The 19,888-nt window shown below is 45.5% G+C and carries 18 protein-coding genes; 15 read left to right on the top strand and 3 right to left on the bottom strand.

Annotation, left to right across the window (positions count from 1 at the left end):
• Positions 1–3 precede the first annotated feature (3 nt).
• The 7 genes from C0638_RS01165 to C0638_RS01135 all read left to right on the top strand — a co-directional run bounded on the left by C0638_RS01165 (position 4) and on the right by C0638_RS01135 (position 7,429).
• The gene (locus tag C0638_RS01165; protein WP_082689660.1) at positions 4–888 is read left to right on the top strand and encodes a type II secretion system F family protein; all 885 of its coding nucleotides are present in this window, start codon (positions 4–6) and stop codon (positions 886–888) included.
• A 10-nt stretch (positions 889–898) separates the two neighbouring features.
• Complete coding sequence (locus C0638_RS01160) at positions 899–1,093, top strand: Flp1 family type IVb pilin (protein ID WP_013369963.1); 195 nt, start codon at positions 899–901, stop codon at positions 1,091–1,093.
• Positions 1,093–1,761 carry a TadE family protein gene (locus C0638_RS01155; protein WP_019686580.1) on the top strand — a complete coding sequence of 223 codons (669 nt, stop codon included), beginning with the start codon at positions 1,093–1,095 and terminating at the stop codon, positions 1,759–1,761. The genes C0638_RS01160 and C0638_RS01155 overlap by 1 nt, the downstream gene beginning before the upstream one ends.
• 40 nt (positions 1,762–1,801) lie before the next feature.
• On the top strand, positions 1,802–4,018 hold the full coding sequence (locus C0638_RS01150; protein WP_058711840.1) for a DUF5702 domain-containing protein: 2,217 nt from the start codon (positions 1,802–1,804) through the stop codon (positions 4,016–4,018).
• The gene (locus C0638_RS01145; RefSeq protein ID WP_058711839.1) at positions 3,987–4,982 is read left to right on the top strand and encodes a pilus assembly protein; all 996 of its coding nucleotides are present in this window, start codon (positions 3,987–3,989) and stop codon (positions 4,980–4,982) included. Before C0638_RS01150 ends, C0638_RS01145 begins: the two co-directional genes overlap by 32 nt.
• A gap of 88 nt (positions 4,983–5,070) precedes the next feature.
• Entirely contained in the window at positions 5,071–5,583 is a 513-nt protein-coding gene (locus tag C0638_RS01140) for an A24 family peptidase (RefSeq protein ID WP_013369967.1), read from the top strand.
• Between the two features lie 61 nt (positions 5,584–5,644).
• Entirely contained in the window at positions 5,645–7,429 is a 1,785-nt protein-coding gene (locus tag C0638_RS01135; protein WP_040101852.1) for a DUF6382 domain-containing protein, read from the top strand.
• Between the two features lie 212 nt (positions 7,430–7,641).
• On the opposite strand, the gene C0638_RS01130 is transcribed toward C0638_RS01135, so the two are convergent.
• Positions 7,642–8,550 carry a TIGR01777 family oxidoreductase gene (locus C0638_RS01130; RefSeq protein ID WP_040101851.1) on the bottom strand — a complete coding sequence of 303 codons (909 nt, stop codon included), beginning with the start codon at positions 8,548–8,550 and terminating at the stop codon, positions 7,642–7,644.
• Positions 8,551–8,844: 294 nt separating this feature from the next.
• On the opposite strand from C0638_RS01130, the gene C0638_RS01125 reads away from it, so the two are divergent.
• The 4 genes from C0638_RS01125 (at position 8,845) to ppnP (ending at position 13,948) form a co-directional block, all read left to right on the top strand.
• Positions 8,845–9,972, top strand: a complete 1,128-nt coding sequence (locus C0638_RS01125; RefSeq protein ID WP_058711838.1) for a deoxyribonuclease IV — start codon at positions 8,845–8,847, stop codon at positions 9,970–9,972.
• A gap of 22 nt (positions 9,973–9,994) precedes the next feature.
• Positions 9,995–10,894 (top strand): formyltetrahydrofolate deformylase, encoded by a 900-nt coding sequence (gene purU / locus C0638_RS01120; protein ID WP_058711837.1) that lies wholly within the window; start codon positions 9,995–9,997, stop codon positions 10,892–10,894.
• A gap of 402 nt (positions 10,895–11,296) precedes the next feature.
• Positions 11,297–13,342 carry a transketolase gene (gene tkt / locus C0638_RS01115; protein ID WP_013369972.1) on the top strand — a complete coding sequence of 682 codons (2,046 nt, stop codon included), beginning with the start codon at positions 11,297–11,299 and terminating at the stop codon, positions 13,340–13,342.
• A gap of 291 nt (positions 13,343–13,633) precedes the next feature.
• Positions 13,634–13,948 (top strand): pyrimidine/purine nucleoside phosphorylase, encoded by a 315-nt coding sequence (gene ppnP, locus C0638_RS01110; protein WP_058711836.1) that lies wholly within the window; start codon positions 13,634–13,636, stop codon positions 13,946–13,948.
• 107 nt (positions 13,949–14,055) lie between these two features.
• On the opposite strand, the gene C0638_RS01105 is transcribed toward ppnP, so the two are convergent.
• Positions 14,056–14,955: an NAD(P)-dependent oxidoreductase gene (locus C0638_RS01105; protein WP_058711835.1), complete on the bottom strand. Its 900-nt coding sequence runs from the start codon at positions 14,953–14,955 to the stop codon at positions 14,056–14,058.
• Positions 14,956–15,206: 251 nt separating this feature from the next.
• Between C0638_RS01105 and C0638_RS01100 the strand changes: the two genes are divergently transcribed.
• From C0638_RS01100 to C0638_RS01090, 3 genes are all read left to right on the top strand, one after another.
• Positions 15,207–16,562 carry a glucose-6-phosphate isomerase gene (locus tag C0638_RS01100; RefSeq protein ID WP_013369975.1) on the top strand — a complete coding sequence of 452 codons (1,356 nt, stop codon included), beginning with the start codon at positions 15,207–15,209 and terminating at the stop codon, positions 16,560–16,562.
• Between the two features lie 148 nt (positions 16,563–16,710).
• Positions 16,711–17,343 carry a YigZ family protein gene (locus tag C0638_RS01095; RefSeq protein ID WP_058711834.1) on the top strand — a complete coding sequence of 211 codons (633 nt, stop codon included), beginning with the start codon at positions 16,711–16,713 and terminating at the stop codon, positions 17,341–17,343.
• 5 nt (positions 17,344–17,348) lie between these two features.
• The gene (locus C0638_RS01090) at positions 17,349–17,930 is read left to right on the top strand and encodes a TetR/AcrR family transcriptional regulator (protein WP_013369977.1); all 582 of its coding nucleotides are present in this window, start codon (positions 17,349–17,351) and stop codon (positions 17,928–17,930) included.
• A gap of 174 nt (positions 17,931–18,104) precedes the next feature.
• Here the strand turns inward: C0638_RS01090 and C0638_RS01085 are convergent, their stop codons facing one another.
• The gene (locus tag C0638_RS01085; RefSeq protein ID WP_058711833.1) at positions 18,105–18,506 is read right to left on the bottom strand and encodes a secondary thiamine-phosphate synthase enzyme YjbQ; all 402 of its coding nucleotides are present in this window, start codon (positions 18,504–18,506) and stop codon (positions 18,105–18,107) included.
• Between the two features lie 219 nt (positions 18,507–18,725).
• Here C0638_RS01085 and C0638_RS01080 point away from each other — a divergent pair, with 219 nt between their 5' ends.
• On the top strand, positions 18,726–19,787 hold the full coding sequence (locus C0638_RS01080) for a sulfate/molybdate ABC transporter ATP-binding protein (RefSeq protein WP_058711832.1): 1,062 nt from the start codon (positions 18,726–18,728) through the stop codon (positions 19,785–19,787).
• The last annotated feature ends 101 nt before the right edge of the window (positions 19,788–19,888 follow it).

The raw sequence follows: 19,888 nt of genomic DNA, 5'->3' as shown, positions 1-19,888 counted from the left end.
GTGATGGGTGTGGTGACGTTGGTTTGTCTGGTTATGCTGGTTCTGCAAGTGGGAGGTTGGGTGGTGCTGAACCAAATGTACACTGCTAAGTATGCACATTTTCGCCATTTGAAGCTGGAAGGACTGCGGCTGCAAAAACTTTCGGTGCCTTTTGTACACATGCTTCATGTTTCACGTGCCACTCATAGGTTGCCTTTGCTAATGTTCAAGCTACAGCGTTCCATACAGAAACTGTATGGTATGCGCAACAGCGGAGAAAAAACGATGCTTTTTCTGGCAGAAATGTTGGGGTACGGATATATGGTGACTGCTGGTGGAGCTTTAATATCCATTATGATGGGCGGGGAAGCGACCGGACTGGTGCTTGGCTTGGGGCTCGGTGTTCTGGTGCCAGTAGCGCTGGTCAAGGATTTGCATGGAAAAGTACAGAAGCGGGATCAGCAAATCTTAATGGAATTGCCTGAATTATTGAGTAAAATGATGCTTTTGGTTGGTGCGGGAGAGACAGTACAACGGGCTTTGCTTCATTGCGTGGAGCGTAAAGGGGCGGATACGGTACACCCATTGTATCGGGAATTGCTGCAGACAGTGGGGGAATGGGAAAGTGGCTATTCCTTTCAACAGGCATTTGAACATCTGAGCAAACGTTGTGGTATTCAAGAAGTGACGATATTTACAACAACAGTTTTATTGAATATGAGGCGTGGCGGGAGCGATTTTGTAATGGCTTTACGTGAGTTATCTCAGACGTTATGGAGCAAGCGGACTTCGATTAGCCGCACAAGAGGGGAACAGGCTTCTTCAAAGTTAGTCTTCCCGATGGCACTAATTTTGCTAACGGTCATTGTGCTGGTGGGCGCTCCGGCTTTAATGATGATGAATATGTAGGAGGAATAAAATGATGATGACAATTGTAGCAGGTAGTATTCGTAAATTGCACAAGGATGAGGATGGTTTGGGGACGTTAGAAATGATCCTGATCATTGCGATTCTAATTGCGGTGGCCATTATTTTTAAAGATCAGATCAAGAAAATTGTAGAAGGGCTGTTGAAAAAGGCGGATAAAAAAAGTAACGATTTTATGGATTCATAATGCTGTGCAAATTGGTACAAAAAGAGGACGGAAGCTTCTCCTTGGAGGCTTCCCTCGTCTTTCCCATTTTGCTGCTGGTTATTTTTATAATGTTATTCTTTTGCCTGTATATATATCAAAAATCTATATTGGTGCAGGTTGCCTCTACTGCTTCGGAAAGAGCCGCTTACAGTTGGGATAACAGCTTTAAGGACCCGCGTACGGGAGCATTTGCGCAAGGGCAACGGGATTCTCTTTATTGGCGCTTGAAGGATGACGTTATGTTAGGCGCCCTGTTTGGCTGGGCCGGAGCCAATAATCAGGAAAGTGTACAGGTACCGGGCGGCAATGAAGGAGGCTCGTTACCTGCTCAGAAGCTGTCCAATGCAGAAAATAGAATGCCTGCGGGTATGCATGGGCAGATGACATATGAGAACAGTATGATTCACCGTAAGGTGACCACAGAGCTAAATAAGATCGTGGAGGTACCTTTGTTGAATCAGTTTTTAGATCAGACAGATTTACAAGGAAAAATGAGCTCGGGTGTGGTGGAACCTGTGGAATGGATTCGTACAGTCGAGTTGGTCCGTTATTATGGTGCGAAGTTTATGGGTAGAGGCTCAGGTGAAAAGGTAGATCCGGCAATTGTAGGGAAAGTATTGATGCAATATGGGCAAAACGGTCAGTAAGGAGTAGTTAACGGGAATATAACTGGAAAGGAGGAAGCGGGTGTTTGGTAAGGGACGAAATACAAAGGACGGAGAATCAGGTGCTGTCACGGTATTCCTCATTCTGATTTTGGCGGTCATGTTCGGTTTTATTGCTGTATTTATTGATTACGCGAGAATTGCTGCGCTGCATGTGCAGACCGAACGGCTGACCCATGCAGCGGTACGGTCAGTGATGTCTGCTTATGATCCGGCATTACAACAGGAGTATGGTTTGTTTGCTTATGGTGAAGGCGGCGGAGAACAAATTATGGTTAAAGTGCTGAATGACAGTGCGCGGCGTACGGCGCGCGCGGAAGCGCTACCGCTAATGAATATGAAGCTGGATTCCAGTTCACTGCAAATGGAAAGGGAGCTTGGTAAATATGCCATATTTAACGAGCAGATCCGTGAAGAGATGAAGTATAAAGCGCCTGTCGATTTTACGATGGAAGTGCTAGAAAAGCTAAAGCCACTCTCTCAAAATATGAAGGAGGCTTCACACACGGTAGATTTGCTGAAACGGCTGCAAAAGCTGTATGACAGACGTGAGGCCAAACTGGATGACATGCTGGAGAAACAGCGTAAGGCAGGAGCTTATATGGAAGAGGTTCGCAAACGGATTATTAAACAGAGGGGGACATATATGCCTAATCAGTATATATGGGACCCACTTGAAGTTGTAGCCGACATTGCTGCTCAATATAAGCATTACGTACATGTATATGAGGACAACAAGAAGAGTGTGGATGACGTTAAAATCATGCAGATGGAGAAATATGCAAGAAGGGCAAGGAAAGCACTGGATCGCCTGCGACAGGTCATGGTTCAGACTGGAGAGGAGCATGATAAGCTGCTTCTGCAAGCCAAGGAACCGTTAAATGAAGCCCGGCAGATTAATGAAGAAATGCGCAAAGTCATTGTTCAATATAAGCAGAGGGCGGCCAATGCAGGCTATGACGAGGTTTCTGCAGCCCCCACCCCAAGCGGAGCAGGCTCCAACGCTGATCCGTCTGTAGGAAGTGCCCGGCAAAGGGCAGAGGATTTGTTGGTTCCGAGCAATGAATTTGAGCAATGGGAAGCAGGAATCGAAAAGCAAAGGATCGCAATAAATACTGCTAACAATAGAATAACGAGCATGATGCGTACGCTGTCTTTTTATACAGATCCATTTTTGAATGCAGACATGCTCAAGCAAGAAGTTGCTTCAACGCTCAAGGAGATAGATAAATACTTAAATGCATATGCTTGGGCAGGACCCGCCAATGTACTCGACGGTGAGGCCAGAACGATGGATACGCGACGCGGCCCTGACAAAGAGCGCAAAAAAATGGAAAGAGAGGCAAAAAACAAGCTCAAGAAAGCTTATCGGATCATTGAGGTTCTTTCTAAAGGTAAACAAAGTGCTGAGCAATTCCAAGTAGTGGAGCAGTATTACAATGAAAGTATTTCGTTCAATCAGTCTTCATCCAGTCCATCTGTATCCGCTGATTTGTCCTATGACACCTATGATGCAACGGGGGCTTCCATGGATAGAATGGATGGTCTATATGAGGCGGCATCTAACTTACTGATTCAACTGGGAGACGAGTTTTACCAGAATGAGTACGCGCTTTCTTACTTCCATCATGTGGATTTCAGCCGATTTGGTAGTTTGGCCGGATCAGGTGGAAATGTGGGTAATGCTGCACAGATTTTAGGGGACCAGCTGGAGGTGAATAATCAGGAAGTTGAGTACATCTTGTATGGGTTTCATAATCCGACGGGTAATCTGGCATCTGCCTATGGGGAGATTTTTGCTATGAGGCTTGCCATTCGAACGATGGAGGGACTGGTCAAAAACAGTTCAAAGGGTAACCCGTTGGTCGTTTTGGCGGCAGCTTTGTTATATGGAGTAGAGAAGGCGATTGAAGATATAATCATGCTGGCACAAAAAGGGGATGTGCCTTTGTCTGATTTTCTGAAATTTCGAATGACTTACAAGGATCATTTGCGATTGTTCCTGATGCTCCATAGCAATAATGAACGAAAAATGTCCCGTATGCTTGCTCTGATCCGCCTGAATACAGATGTCAATCCAGCTGAGCGACGGACGTATGCGAAGGGTGAGGTCAAGAATGGGATGAGGCTGTGGTTTCTACCTGGAGTAATGAAAATGCTCGGAACCGCCTCCAAAGAAGACGAGAGTATTAAGGGAAGTGTGTACTATGTCACGAAAACAGCGCATTTTTCCTATTAATCATTATCTACGGCAGGCTTGTGGATTGAAGCAGCGTGAACAAGGAAGTATTGTTTTAGAAGCGTCACTGGTATTGCCATTGTTTTTGTTTTTTATTATTTTTCTCATTTATATGGTCCAAATGACACTGGTCTCCACAGCCTTGCAGACTACCGCTTCAGAAACGGTTAAGCAGGTTTCGGCTAAAATCTACCCGGTGTCTCTAGCCGTGGAGGCGGCGTCCGCTAAAATAGATGCAGTCCGCAAACCGCTAGATGAACTTCCTAAGTTATCTGTGAGTGAATATGCAAGCCAATTCGCTGCCCAACTGCCACCTCCAATCGGCGACTGGGTAGAAAACGCTGTTCAAGGCGGTCAAAAGCCGCTGGAGGAGTTGCGGGGACGCTTGACGGAGGCTGCACTTGATCCTGTTCTGAAGCCGATGCTAAAGCCTTTTATGGAGAAAAGTATTCTGGAGTATGACCGTATTCATATAACGAGCGTACATGTACCCTCTCTTACAGAAACTAAGGACCCTTATTTTAGAGTAGAGCTATCGTATGAACTACCGATGAAAGTCCCCTTTTTGTATCGCAACATTGTGCTCCAAGCGGCGGCTGAGGAACGTCTTTGGATTGGTGATACAGGAGAGGGAGCAGGTACAGGTGATGAAACAGGGGATAAGGATGCGCAGCATTCCATACAGTTGCTTGTCAAGCCTGAGCCTGCTGTGAAGGGTGTATACAATTTGATCAAGGCCAAGGTTGAACCTGGGACGAATGCTACCCTTTCTGTACTTTATAAGTCAGGTGAAAGCACAGCTCAGCACTTGGGCTGGACCTCAGCCAATGCAGACGGGATTGTTGAATGGAACTGGTTTGTAGGAACAAACACAACACCAGGTCAATGGAGCTTTGTCATTGAAACGGAGGATGGCCAACGTATTGAGGTTCCGTTTTCTGTGCAGAAGACAACTGATGGATAGGCTAGATATAGACTTATAGAGTTAACTACAATGAAAAATGATTTGGCAGGCCTGCTAATTTTCATTGTTATGAAGGGGGAAGACCGCATTGACATGGATGTATATTGTGTGTGGAGTTCTGCTGGCGATCGCGCTAGTGACAGATTTACGAAGCATGAAAATCCCTAATAAGCTTACATTGCCCGGCATAGCGGTGGGTTTGCTGTTCAATACTCTGTTCGGAGGCTGGCACGGTTTTTTATTTGCTATTGCTGGTCTTGGCACCGGCTTTGGATTCATGCTGATTTTGTACTGGATGGGAGCAATTGGTGCAGGAGATGTAAAGCTGTTTGGCTTAATTGGAGCATGGACAGGTGCAGCTTTTGCGTGGCAATCGGCTCTATATTCGATTTTTTTTGCAGGCATTATTGGTATAGGGATTTTGCTATGGAGGAGGGAAACCATCATGAGATTACGACGCGTGGCGTTTAATTTAGGAGGATTTTTCCTATTTCGCAGCGGCAAAGCGCTGACTAGTGGGAGAGAAGCGCACCTCAGGTTTCCCTTTATGACGGCAGTCATTCCAGGAGCGGTCAGCGCTTATCTTTACTTCTTGTCATGACGTGTCCGCTTGGGGAGATCATGCTACCTCAGGGAATAAGAATTGTTAAGGAGGTCATGAATTGTTTGGTTTAAGCAGGGATTTTGCTCGCAATGGCGGGACGTTTATGATTCTAAACAAGGAAGGCGGGCTCAAGACCGATGATTTAAATTCTGTACAGACCCGAATGATGACTGGTAATCGGATTCCCGGTCTGCTGGAACTTAGAATAAAAGAAGTCGATTTTCAGATCGAGTTACATTACGATATTTCGGGGCAACGTATGCTTTCCCAAGTATGGAAAGGTGGGAATGTGTCGACTTCTGATTTCTACCGGATTCTTTTTGAAGTAGTAGATGCTCTTCATCGTAGCCCACAATATATGTTAAATATCCGCCAGTTTATTTTGCACGAAGATTACATTTTTATAAGCGGTTCAGGCACAAGGAAGAACGTTAGTTTAACCTATGTTCCTTTGTGCAGTGTACAGTATACGCAACAAACAGGTAGCTATTTTAAGCAGATGGTTATTCGTTTGATGACTCGTGTGGCTCACCTTCAGGGAGAATCTATACAGCGCATACTTGATCTATGCGATAGAAATGAATTTGAGTTGAGCGCGTTGAAGGAACTACTATTACAAGGGATGGCGACTGGTGAACAGAGCATCAGCGGTCAGGCTGAAGGTAGATCATCTGTTCATTCCTCTCATACCATACAGGATAACGATACAGATCGTGGCGGAAGAACGTACGGCCAAGAACATCGGGAGACTCTGCAGGAAATTCAGGGGCTTAAGCGAGTCAATCGACTCAAGCAGTCCGCAAAATCAGAGGAGAATGTCGAGGTAGGAGCCGACAACGAAATGGAAAATGAAGAGGTGGAGCCTAAATTACAAAAATATAAAACATACATTTCTCTCGGATGTTTGCTCGCCTCGGCCATTGTTTGGCGTTATATTTATTTGGATCATCCAGAGACGGTTCCCTTGCTTATTTCGATTGTGCTGACTTTAGTGCTTGTCGCTGTTGCTTATATAAGCTGGACGGGGAAATTAGAGCGCAATCGAGCTTTATCTCCTTTTTATAGCGAGGCAGTACCTGTATTGGATTCGGAATGGTTAGGAGGTGCTTCTCCAGCACAGCGAAAAAATGACCGTTATCAGGTAGATAAGCTAACTGGGTTTGTAGCGGGACGCCATCATCATGACAAGCAATCATCCGATTCAAGTGATCAAGGACAGGAAAGCTGGCGTTGGACTTTTCCAGACTCAGAATCTAAAAGCATGGGAAGCCGAACGACGGAGGATGGAGGGAAAGTAAGTACAAATTATGACTTGCACGAGCCTTCGAGGAAAGGTGCCATGCGGGGAAATGAATTGGACGACAGCGATACTAGCGAGGCTTATTATAAGTCCTTGTCCGGGGTAACGGAGCTACTCAATACTATATCCAAGCAGGAAACCGTGCTGCTTCGTCCGGATCAAGAGATACCGAGTCCAACTGTTCAGCACTCGCCGATTGCTTGTTTGGATCGTAAGTTATCTGGGAGTGGAGAAACCGAGCGCATACGGTTGCAGCCAGACCAATTCGTTGGAGGTAGCTTTATCATCGGAAGAGATCCGCAATTGGTCCAGTTTGTAGAGCATACCGATGGAGTTTCCCGTTCTCATATTGAGCTTTGTATAGTTACAGGAGGACAAAGCCATATCATTAAAGATTTATCCTCGACGAACGGAACAGTGCTGAATGGAGAGCCTATGGTGCCTTATAAGGAGTATACTATGAAGGATGGAGATACTTTTAAAATCGCTGGAGTCTCTTATATTTATCGATTGGACTCTTTTAAATCCTCTAATGCATCTTGAGTAAACGTTAAATGGATATATGTTAAGAAGAGGCCTGTTATATTCTGGGCTTCTTTTTTATAACTAGAAGACCATTCATAGGCCTAAAACAAGACAACTCAAAGATCTCAAGTTTAATTGATAGATTATGTCTAAATCAAAAATGAACCCTAAGCTGGTAGAGATACAAAGATATTATCTATCATCCATAGAGTTCATTTTTTAATTCAACGCTACTTGTGAGAAGAATGGAGTTCCTCTAGCGCTTCCTTCAGTGAAGAATACTTAAACTTAAATCCGTGCTCCAGCGCTTTACGCGGTATTACCTTTTGACCGTCTAATACAAGCGTGCTCATCTCACCCAATAGCTTTTGGACTAGAAAGCCAGGAACGGGAAACCAGTGCGGACGACGATATACCTTAGCTACTGTTTTCCCAAATTGGTCGTTCGTCATGGGGTGTGGTGATGAAGCGTTCACTGCCCCGGAAATCTCTGGTGTATGAATGCAGTACGAGATCAGACGAACGATATCGGCAATATGAATCCAACTTATCCATTGATGGCCGCTACCTATTTTTCCACCGAATCCGAAGACGTAAGGCATCTTCATGAGTGGAAATGCTCCTTTTTTTCTATCCAGCACTAGGCTGATGCGTAAATTAATTAAACGGGCATCGGTAGGGTAGGCGTTGGCTGCTTCCTCCCACTGCTCAACTACCTGAGACAGATAATCCTCCGAACGACGCGGACTTTTTTCGTCAAATGTTTCGGTCAGGGAAGTACCATAGGCGGCAACAGCCGAAGCCTGAATGATAACTTTCGGTTTTTTTTGCAGAGCATTCAACGCTTGAGCCAACCGGGCAACGGACAGCAGTCGTGATTGAAGAATTCTTTGTTTGGACTTGTCCGTCCAGCGCTGATTCAGCGTCTCACCTGCTAAATTAACGACCGCATCTGTACTTTCCAGTAATTCAGGTTTTTGTTTTAATTCGTTCCAGCTCATATACTGCAAGCGAGGGCTCGCTTCATGTCCAACCAGCGGCTTGCGTGTAATGACTTTCACGGTATATCCGTCATCTAGCAGACTTTTGACCAGTGCACTCCCCACCAATCCAGTTCCTCCGCATACGATGATATTCATGGAGTTATTCTCCTTCCAATTCAAAAAATGTTTCTGTTATAAAATATAACCCTTTTTGATACAAAAGCTTCATATTGAATGTATCTGGTGTACGCAAAAGAAAGTCCATTCATGCTTTAATCTACCTACATTTCAATAACATATATTCTGATGTGCGCTATGTCTGTAGGTTCCCTTAGGGAGTCACCTAAAAAAGTTGCCATAAACGCTATGTTGTTTGATTTCAATAATCACGTTAAAATGAATAAATTAAAATAAGACAAGCATAACAGGATAGGGGGATGAGTCAAAATCATGCTGAAAATTGGTTCTCATGTGTCTTTCTCAGACAAGGGTTTGCTCAGCGCTACAAAAGAAGCGTCTTCTTACGGGTCCAGCTCGTTTATGATATACACGGGGGCACCGCAAAATACGCGCCGTAAGCCGATGGAGTCCATGTATTTAGAGGAAGGCAAGCAGCTAATGGCGGAAAAGGGAATGGAAGATATCGTGGTGCATGCTCCGTATATCATCAATCTCGGCTCCTACAAAGAAAATACCTATGAGCTTGCGGTCAGCTTTCTTCAGGAGGAAATTCGGCGCACACATGCGATTGGTGTGAAAAATATCGTGCTGCATCCGGGGGCTTTTACAGATAAAGATGCAGAGTACGGAATTGGGCGTATTGCCGATGGTTTAAACGAGGTACTGAACGGTGTGAAGGAGACAGATGTCAACATTGCACTTGAAACGATGGCTGGCAAAGGCACAGAAATGGGTCGTAGCTTTGAGGAAATTGCCTCCATTATAGATAAAGTAGAGCGCAACGAGCGTCTGACGGTTTGTATGGACACCTGTCACATTCATGATGCGGGTTATGACATTGTCAATGATTTGGACGGTGTACTGGAGCAGTTTGACCGTATTATCGGCTTGAATCGCATCCAAGTTGTTCACATTAATGACAGTAAGAACCCAGTTGGCGCGCATAAAGACCGCCATACTCCGATTGGATCAGGTTGGATTGGTTATCAGACTATTCATAATGTGGTACATCATGAAGCACTTCAAGGACGTCCGTTTATTTTGGAGACGCCGTGGATTGGAAAAGAAGCCAAAACTCAACGACCAATGTATGAAGTTGAGATTGCTTTGCTTCGTGGTAATGTAAAGGAACGCTTTGGGGATGAGTTTTTGGGTCAGGTGGAGCAGCTGCATTCGTTTTTCAAAAAACAGGATGTGGATGTCCGTAAATTTGTACTGGACACCTGGACTCTGCTGAAAAATGATGCCAAAGCAAGAAAAGCAGACCCACGTGAGCCGCTGGAGCGTCTGTATGACATGATAACGGAAGCAGGACTGTTTCCAGAGATGAGCGAAGAACACATTAATCAACGGTTGATTGCCTGTTTTGCCGGTAGTCATCTGCCAGTGACGGTATAAGATAAGGGGGACTAATAGCCACATGGAACTTCACGTAAAAAATCAGTCAAACAGCACTGTATCTACACATGAAAACCGTGCGCGCATGCTTGTATCTTGTCCAGATGGTCCAGGTATTGTAGCGACTGTGTCCCGCTTTTTGTACGAGCATGGGGCCAATATCGTTCAATCTGACCAATATACAATGGACCCGTCCGGCGGTATGTTTTTTATGCGGATTGAATTTGATTTGCCGAATTTGAGTGCAGCTCAGTCGCAACTGGAGCAGGACTTTGTCGCTGTTGCCGAGCAATTCCGTATGGAGTGGACGATTTCTGCGGTCAGCCGCAAGAAAAAACTGGCTATTTTCGTTTCTAAAGAAGATCACTGTCTGGTAGAACTGCTGTGGCAATGGCAGGCAGGCGATCTGGAGGCGGATATTGCATTGGTGGTTAGTAATCATCCGGATATGAAGGAGTATGTGGAATCCTTTGGCATTCCATATCACCATATCCCGGTGACAGCCGATACGAAGCCAGAGGCAGAGCGCCGTCAGCTAGAGGTCATTGGCGAAGAGATTGATGTGATCATTTTGGCTAGGTATATGCAGATTATTTCGCCTAAGTTTATTGAGCATTATCGCAACCGGATTATCAATATCCATCATTCCTTTCTACCTGCATTCGTGGGTGGTAAGCCGTATGCCCAAGCTTATAATCGTGGTGTGAAAATTATTGGTGCTACTGCGCATTATGTAACCGAGGAATTGGACGGTGGTCCGATCATTGAGCAGGACGTACAGCGGGTAAGCCACGGAGATGATGTAAATGAGCTAAAACGGATCGGTCGTACTATTGAACGGGTCGTGTTGGCAAGAGCCGTGAAGTGGCATACTGAGGATCGTATACTGGTTCATGAGAACAAAACGGTCGTTTTTAATTGAACTTAAAAATTTCAAATTGATGAAAACTTGCGAGTATACCTTTTGGATTAAACAAAGCCCAGTGCATAATGGGCTTTTTTTTTTGTTTGGGGTATTTGCATTATTTCTGGGCCCTATATAAATTTTTTTACGATTTCATTATCTTTTAAATGATGTTAATACATAACGGGTATATTGATATGAGGGCTGTACTATATTTCGAGCATTTCGACAATCATCTTTACAAACGATCTGGCAAACTTCCACGGCAAATGGTACAATACTTATGAGTGTATAAGTCATATTGAAACATTCAAGCAGATTCACTCACTTCAATAGTCTCTGTTTCTATATGAGACGGTGATTTTGAAGAGTATGACCGAATGCAATTGACATACTTCATACAATATGAGGAGGCAAACCATGACTGACCAGAATCAAGCGATTCAAAAGGATGAAAACTCCACTATCGACAATTTGTCCATCACAACAATTCGTACGTTGGCAATTGATGCCATCGAGAAAGCAAATTCAGGACACCCTGGTATGCCGATGGGCTCCGCGCCAATGGGCTACCAACTTTTTGCTAAAACAATGAACCATAACCCAGATCGCCCAACATGGGTGAACCGTGACCGTTTTGTACTGTCTGCAGGACACGGTTCTATGTTGCTATACAGCCTTCTGCACCTGAGCGGATATGATCTGCCTATGGAAGAGCTGAAGCAATTCCGTCAATGGGGCAGCCTTACACCGGGTCACCCTGAGTTTGGACACACTGCCGGTGTAGATGCTACAACTGGACCTCTGGGACAAGGTTTAGCAATGTCCGTAGGTATGGCTATGGCAGAAGCACAACTGGGTGCAACATATAATAAAGACGAATTTAAAGTTGTGGATCACTTCACATATGCTATTTGTGGCGATGGCGATCTAATGGAAGGTATTTCCCACGAAGCTGCTTCGCTGGCTGGTCGCCTTCAACTGGGTAAGCTGATCGTATTGTTTGATTCCAATGATATTACACTGGATGGCAAGCTTAATCTGTCTTCTTCCGAGAGTGTTGCCAAACGCTTTGAAGCTTACAACTGGCAAGTGCTGCGCGTAGAAGATGGTAATGATCTTCCAGCGATCCAAAAAGCAATTGAAGAAGCACAAGCCGACTCGACTCGTCCTACGTTGATTGAAGTAAAAACAGTCATCGGTTACGGAAGCCCGAACAAACAAGGTAAAGGCGGACACGGCGGTACTCATGGTTCCCCGCTGGGAGCAGAAGAAGCTAAACTGACTAAAGAATTCTACAAATGGGTATACGAAGAGGATTTCCACGTACCACAAGAGGTTCGCGAGCACTTTGCTAAAGTAAAAGAGCGTGGTATCGCTGCTAATAAAGCATGGGATGAACAATTTGCGAAATACAAAGCGGCTCACCCTGATTTGGCAGCTCAGTTCGAAACAGCTGTAAACGGCGATCTTCCAGAAGGTTGGGATCGTGATCTTCCGAAATACTCCACAGAAGACAAAGCAGTTTCAACTCGTGTAGCTTCTGGTAATGCATTGAACGGATTGGCTCCAAACGTTCCTTTCCTGACAGGCGGATCTGCTGACCTGGAAAGCTCCACAATGACACACTTGAACAACCTGACGAACTTTACGCCAGAAGACTACGCTGGCCGTAATATTTACTTCGGTATTCGCGAGTTCGGTATGGCTGCTGCAATGAACGGTATGGCGTTGCACCAAGGTGTAAAAGTATTTGGCGGTACATTCTTCGTATTTACAGATTATCTGCGTCCGGCCGTTCGTCTGGCAGCTCTGATGGGATTGCCTGTAACCTACGTTCTGACTCACGACAGTATTGCTGTTGGTGAAGATGGTCCAACTCATGAGCCGATTGAACAATTGGCTTCTCTGCGTATTATTCCGAACCTGACGGTCATTCGTCCGGCTGACGGTAATGAAACTTCTGCTGCTTGGGCTTACACGCTGGAAAACAAGAAAAACCCGGTTGCACTGGTATTGACTCGTCAAAACCTGCCAATCCTGGCTGCTACTGCTGAGCATGCACGTGAAGGTATCAAACGCGGTGCTTATGTGGTTGCAGATGCAGCAGACGGCAAACCGGTTGCTCAAATTCTGGCTACAGGCTCCGAAGTACAACTGGCTGTTAAAGCACAGGAAGCACTGGCTGAACAAGGTATTCAAGTACGCGTTATCAGCTTCCCAAGCTGGGATCTGTTCGAAAAACAAGACAAAGCTTACAAAGATTCCGTTCTGCTGCCTGAAGTTAAAGCTCGTTTGGCTGTAGAAATGGCGTATCCACTGGGATGGGAAAAATATGTTGGCGACCAAGGCGACATTCTCGGTATCAGCACATTTGGCGCATCCGCACCTGGCGACCGCGTAATTAAGGAATACGGCTTTACAGTAGAGAACGTTGTAAGCCGTGTAAAAGCTTTGTTGAAATAAAACACTGGAGCATCAGCAATTAGGAAGAGTTTGTCCATAAAGCAATGATCGTGTATTGCTGGCAAACGACCTACCTGATCGTGGCAATCCATGTATTACAAACAGTCGTAACCTGAGTAAGGCTTACGGCTGTTTGTTTCATACATTTGTATTTTCGAAAAAATGACTTTTGGATTATCAGTCTATAGAGTACGCAGATACAGTGTGTATTTTCATACTGAAACTGGAATCCAAATTATGTTATGATGCACCATATTCATTCACCATTGAGAGCAGATGAGGGGATAACGAATGACACAGTTCGATGGAGTAAGCGTAATTAAAAAAGCAAATGTTTATTACGATGGTCAGGTTACAAGCCGTACAGTTATTCTGGGTGATGGTAGTAAGGTAACACTGGGGATTATGCTGCCGGGAACGTACGAGTTCGGTACGGATTCCCGTGAGATCATGGAGATTTTGGCAGGGGATCTGAGAGTGTTGCTTCCAGGTACCGAGGAATGGCTGGAAATACAAGGCACGTCAACCTTTCATGTGTCTGCGAAGTCTTCCTTTAAGCTGGAAGTACGAAGTGTAACGGATTATTGCTGTTCTTATCCGGAATAATTAGCTGAAAAGGGTAAGAGCACTCAGGCTACAAGCCAAGTGTTCTTACCCTAAAGCTGTGTCATTAGTACAAGGCACAGCAGTATGGTCACAAAGAAAAGTGCAGCTTATTCAAGAGGCTGACCACCAATAGTGCGGCCAATCCATGCTTCGTATGTTTTTACGACGGCAGATAGATCCTCATCGCCGTAGCCTTGTGTTTGTCCGGCTTGGAACAAGCTTTTAGCAATGGACAACATAGGCGTAGGGATGGACAGGCTGTCTGTGAGTGAGGAAGCGAGCTTCAAATCCTTGAGCATCAGGGCAAGTGAGAACTGGTTGCTAAAATCATGCTCGATGATTTTGCGCCCTTTCAGGTCAGCGGCCTTGCTGCCTGCCGATCCGAGCTGTACCAATTCTAGGAAGCTGTCTGCTGGAATGCCGGATTTAGCCGCGATAGCAAAGCCTTCGGCCAGAGCGAGGTTATTTATACCGACCATCGTATTGTGAGCAAGCTTGGCTACGGCTCCGCTGCCGTTTGGTCCCATATGGAGCACTTTTTTGCCCAAGGTATCAAAAACATCTGATTGTGCCGCAATCGCTTCTGCGTGACCGCCGACCATGAACACGAGTGTTCCATCAACAGCGGCAGGCTTGCTGCCTGTTACAGGTGCGTCAATGAAGGAGCAGCCCAGCTTGTCCGCCTCAGCGGCCAGTTGTTTAACTAACTCAGGTGAAATCGTGCTGTTGTCCATCACGGTCATGCCAGCCGTAAGACCAGCAAACACGCCGTCCTGACCGTAATAGACGTCACGTATTGATTGATCATCGCTGACCATGGTAATGACCAGGTGCTGCCCTTCGGCCGCTTCGCGAGGGGTTGAAGCTGTACGTGCGCCTTGCTCTATCAAGGGTTCGCAGCGCGAAGCGGTACGATTATAAACTGTGACTCCGAATCCCTGCTTTAGCAGATTGGATGCCATCGGGGCGCCCATGGTGCCCAGTCCGATAAATCCGATGTTTTTCATTGCTAATCACCTTTCTTGTTGGAAGTTGCCGTCCGATGCAGATGCGAGTTCGGCTTGAATTGAATATTGAAACAGATTGATCTCAGTTCATTGTAGCATGGGCATGCTACCCTATCTACAGCAGGGTCTGTCAAGGCACAGGACATACAGGTAACACAAGCTTGTCAGGCTCAGCAAATTAAAGTATCCTATTCCTAAGTCCTTATGTTCGTATTCATGGTCTTAGTAATACCAAACAGGAGGTTCCAAACATGTCTAAAAAAGTTATTTTTGATTACACAAAAGCGCTCTCCTTTGTGGGTCAGCACGAAATTGATTATTTTGCAGAGCCTATCAAGTTGGCTCATGAGCAACTGCACAACCAAACAGGTGTAGGTTCCGATTTCTTGGGTTGGATTGACCTGCCTACCAATTATGATAAAGAAGAATTTGCACGCATCCAAAAGGCTGCTGCTAAAATTCAAAGCGATTCCGAGGTATTGATTGTAATCGGTATTGGTGGTTCTTACCTTGGAGCACGTGCTGCGATCGAAATGCTGTCGCATTCTTTCTACAATGCGCTGCCTAAAGATCAACGCAAGGGTCCCGCTATCTATTTTGCAGGCAACAACATCAGCTCTACATATGTGAATCATCTGTTGGAACTGATTGAAGGAAAAGACTTCTCTGTGAATGTCATCTCCAAATCAGGTACGACAACAGAGCCAGCTATCGCTTTCCGCGTATTCCGTGCGGCTCTGGAGAAAAAATACGGTAAAGAAGAAGCACGCAAACGTATTTACGCGACAACGGACAAAGAACGTGGCGCTTTGAAAAAGCTCGCTAACGAGGAAGGCTATGAATCCTTCATTATTCCTGATGATGTGGGTGGCCGTTACTCCGTGCTGACAGCAGTAGGCTTGTTGCCGATTGCTACAGCAGGCATCAACATCGAAGAAATGATGCAAGGTGCGGCGGACGCTTCCAAAGAATACAGCAACCCGAATGTAGCTGAGAACGAGGCATACCAATATGCAGCCGTTCGTAACGCTTTGTACCGTAAAGGTAAAGCAATTGAAATTCTCGTAAACTATGAGCCGTCTTTGCATTTCGTATCTGAGTGGTGGAAACAGCTGTACGGAGAAAGCGAAGGTAAGGATTATAAAGGCATTTATCCTGCTTCTGTTGACTTCTCGACAGACCTGCACTCTATGGGACAATTCATTCAGGAAGGTAGCCGTAACATTTTCGAAACGGTAATCCAAGTAGAAAATGTACCTAGTCACATCACCATCGAAGCAGATGAGGATGATCTGGATGGACTGAATTTCCTGGCAGGCAAAACGGTGGATTTTGTAAACAAAAAAGCATTCCAAGGTACATTGCTGGCTCACACAGACGGACAAGTACCGAACCTGATTGTAAATATTCCTGACTTGAGCCCTTACTCTTTTGGCTACCTTGCTTATTTCTTCGAAAAGGCTTGCGGCATCAGCGGCTACCTGTTGGGCGTAAATCCGTTCGATCAACCCGGCGTCGAAGCTTACAAAAAGAACATGTTTGCGCTGCTTGGCAAACCGGGCTTCGAAAAAGAAAAAGCTGAGCTTGAAGCAAGATTGTCTGAATAAGGGAGCTATAATCTCTGATTCGAAACAGGGTTTTCGGTCAGAAGCGTTATAGTGTATAGCATCAATTAAGTACAGGAAAGCAGTTCACCAGCTGCCAGAAGCGGGGAACTGCTTTCTTGTAAAATGAAGTAAGGAAGGTTATACGTGTATGTTGGAACAATACCGAACCGTACGCGGTGCTGGCAACAAGGAAATTGTAATCCGAAAATCCCGTTTTATCGGCCATATTCAGCCTGTTCAAAATGAGGAAGAAGCAGTTGCTTTTATAGAACGCATCAAAAAAGAGCATTGGAACGCTACCCATAATTGTTCGGCTTATATGATTGGGGAAAGAGATGAAATCCAAAAGCAATCCGATGACGGAGAACCGAGTGGGACGGCTGGTAAGCCTATTTTGGAGGTAATCCGCAATCAGAAGCTGAAAAATGTCGCTATTGTGGTTACTCGATACTTTGGTGGAATTTTGCTGGGAGCAGGCGGACTGATTCGTGCATACTCAGATGGTGCTGTTGCAGCTATTGAAGCAGGGGATGCGATTACGCGTGTGCTGCATCGTGAAGTTTTTGTGGAGTTGGATTATACTTGGTTGGGCAAAGTGGAAAATGAATTACGTAATCGCAGTATCCGTACTGGAGAAACGATGTTTACGGATAAAGTTACCTTAACCTGTCTGCCGCTGGCTGGTGATGCGGAATCCTTCTCCAACTGGATAACCGACTTGACACAAGGACAATCGCTTGTGTCGGAGGGAGAGCAGCTTTACTTTATTGAAGGGGAATAAATAATATGGCTAGAAGAGCAGTAGAACAGGAGTTGTCAAGAGGGCGGATTCTGGAAGCGGCCAGGCACTTGTTTATCACCAAAGGCTACCGTGCGATTTCAATGCGCAGCATTGGCCAGCATCTGGGTTACAGTCATGGTTCGTTATACTATCATTTTAAAGAGAAGGCTGAACTGTTCTATGCCATTGTGATTGAAGATTTCAATACATTGCGTGGGATTCTACTGCAAGCAGCAACAGGCACGCCTGATGATGGCTTGAGCAGATTGGAGTACCTGATGTTGGAATATATCCGTTTTGGCTTGGAAAATCCATATCAGTACGAAATTATGTTCATGATGCATGATGAAGAACTATTTGCATACTGTCGTACAGAGCAAAACCGTTGTGTGGAATTATTTGCGTCTATGATTCGCCAGGAATTAAGTGGTCAGGGACATTCGGAGGAAGAATGCTCAAGAGTACCGAAAAGTCTGTTTTTATCCATGCATGGCTTCGTGTCATTTTATATTCAGGACGGTTTAACATTTGAAGAGATCAGGCCCGCTGCTTTAGCACATGTAAAGCTGCTGTGCAGACAACTATGAGCGTACCTGCATTCACACGCTTCAGCTATGAACATGTAGGGCGCTTTTTTGGGTGTTTGCACTTCATGACGGTGACTTATCATTACGGTACTTTGCGAAAGCGACTAAGAATTTAACAGACGATGGTGTATCCAGCGGGGGAACATCATCGTCTGTTTTTTTTGCATGCCTCCGTCAGCCCTTCATAATTTTTACATGGTATTGACGTCTGCGTGGGCCGTCGAATTCACAAAAATAAAGTCCCTGCCATCGTCCAAGCAACAGCTTTCCATCATGAATGATAACCGTTTGTGAGGGGCCTGTTGTAATGGATTTAAGGTGGGACGCCGTATTTCCCTCCATATGGCGATATTGGGGATGTTCCCAGGGATAAACCTCACCCAGCCTTAAAATGACATCATGTTTGACGTCTGGGTCGGCATTTTCATTAATGGCGATGCCGGCAGTCGTGTGTGGACAATAAATCAGAGCTGTTCCTTGCTGCACCCCGCTTTTTTCAATGAGTGCCGCAACTTCGCGTGTAATATCACGCATTTCATCTCGCCGTGTAGTGGATAATTCAAAAGTATGCAACATAAATCCATCTCCCTTCTATGTATTACTTTACCCTTTTCATTCTCAAGATAATATATAGAGTTGACGAAAATTACTTTCCTTTGATAAAGTATCACATAAGAAAAACAAAGTAAGTTTATTGGAATAATTGAATGCTTTCGAATGAGGTGCGTGCTTTGCGGTAAGCAAGGCTGCTGCTGTTCCTGAACTGGTCCAGAAGCGGAAAGGAAGTGTACGGATATGCATGTGGAAGTAAGAGGGTTAAACAAGCATTTCGGTAATTTTCATGCGGTAAAGGACGTATCTTTTGATATTCAGACGGGCCATCTTATTGGTTTGCTCGGTCCAAGCGGCGGGGGAAAAACCTCCATTCTTCGTATTTTGGCAGGGCTGGAGCAACCGGATGCAGGAGAGATTCACTTTCATGGAAAAAGGGTAAACGAGCTGGCACCACAGGAGCGTGGAATCGGATTTGTATTTCAAAACTATGCTTTGTTCAAGCATATGAGCGTGTACGACAATATTGCCTTTGGTTTGAAAGTGAAAAAAAGCTCCAAAGCCCGCATCAAGGAAAGGGTCACTGAGCTGGTCGAACTCACGGGGCTCAAAGGCTTTGAGCATCGTTATCCGCATCAATTGTCAGGTGGACAGCGACAACGGGTTGCTTTCGCGCGTGCTTTGGCACCGGAGCCTCAACTACTGCTGCTGGATGAACCATTTGCGGCTATTGACGCCAAGATTCGTCAGGAGCTGCGTACCTGGTTGCGAGAGTTGATTGAGAGGGTGGGTATTACCTCCATTTTCGTCACCCATGATCAGGATGAGGCGATTGAAGTAGCCGATGAAATTATGGTGATTAATCAAGGTCGACTGGAGCAGAAGGGAACGCCTTGGGATATCTATAAAAAACCGGGGACCCCGTTTGTGGCTTCTTTTATTGGGGAATCCACGGTGATTGAACAGGCGGGTAGTCTCAGAGGCTTCGAGGAAGCTGCCGGAGTGGGAACACGTGCCTTGATTCGTCCGGAGTACATTGATGTCGGACCTAGTGAGGAATTTGCGTTGCTGTCGGCGACCGAGGAAGGCATTGTGAAGCATTTACATTTTCGCGGGAGTGAATGGATGGTTGAAGTACAGGTCGGGGACCAGCGTCTCATGACATACCGTTCATTGGAGAAGTCTACGCTGGAACCTGGTCAGCAGGTGCGAGTGTTGGTGCATCGGGCCTATCTATATAATGAAGAGTCCAGCTGGATGGTGGAAAATCCCCTGAAGGAAGACCCGATGCCTATCATCATTTGAAAATAAAACGATCACATACAAGGGGGGTGTCTGGCCTGTTTTACGGCTTTGGACATGCTCCTTTTGTCGTTGGTCGCTGGGGTGATTTACGCAGACTTGAT

This window comes from Paenibacillus sp. lzh-N1, assembly GCF_002872435.1.
Classification (GTDB): domain Bacteria; phylum Bacillota; class Bacilli; order Paenibacillales; family Paenibacillaceae; genus Paenibacillus; species Paenibacillus polymyxa_C.
The sequence above is the reverse complement of the archived record's forward strand: the minus strand, read 5'-3'. Positions and strand labels throughout refer to the sequence as shown.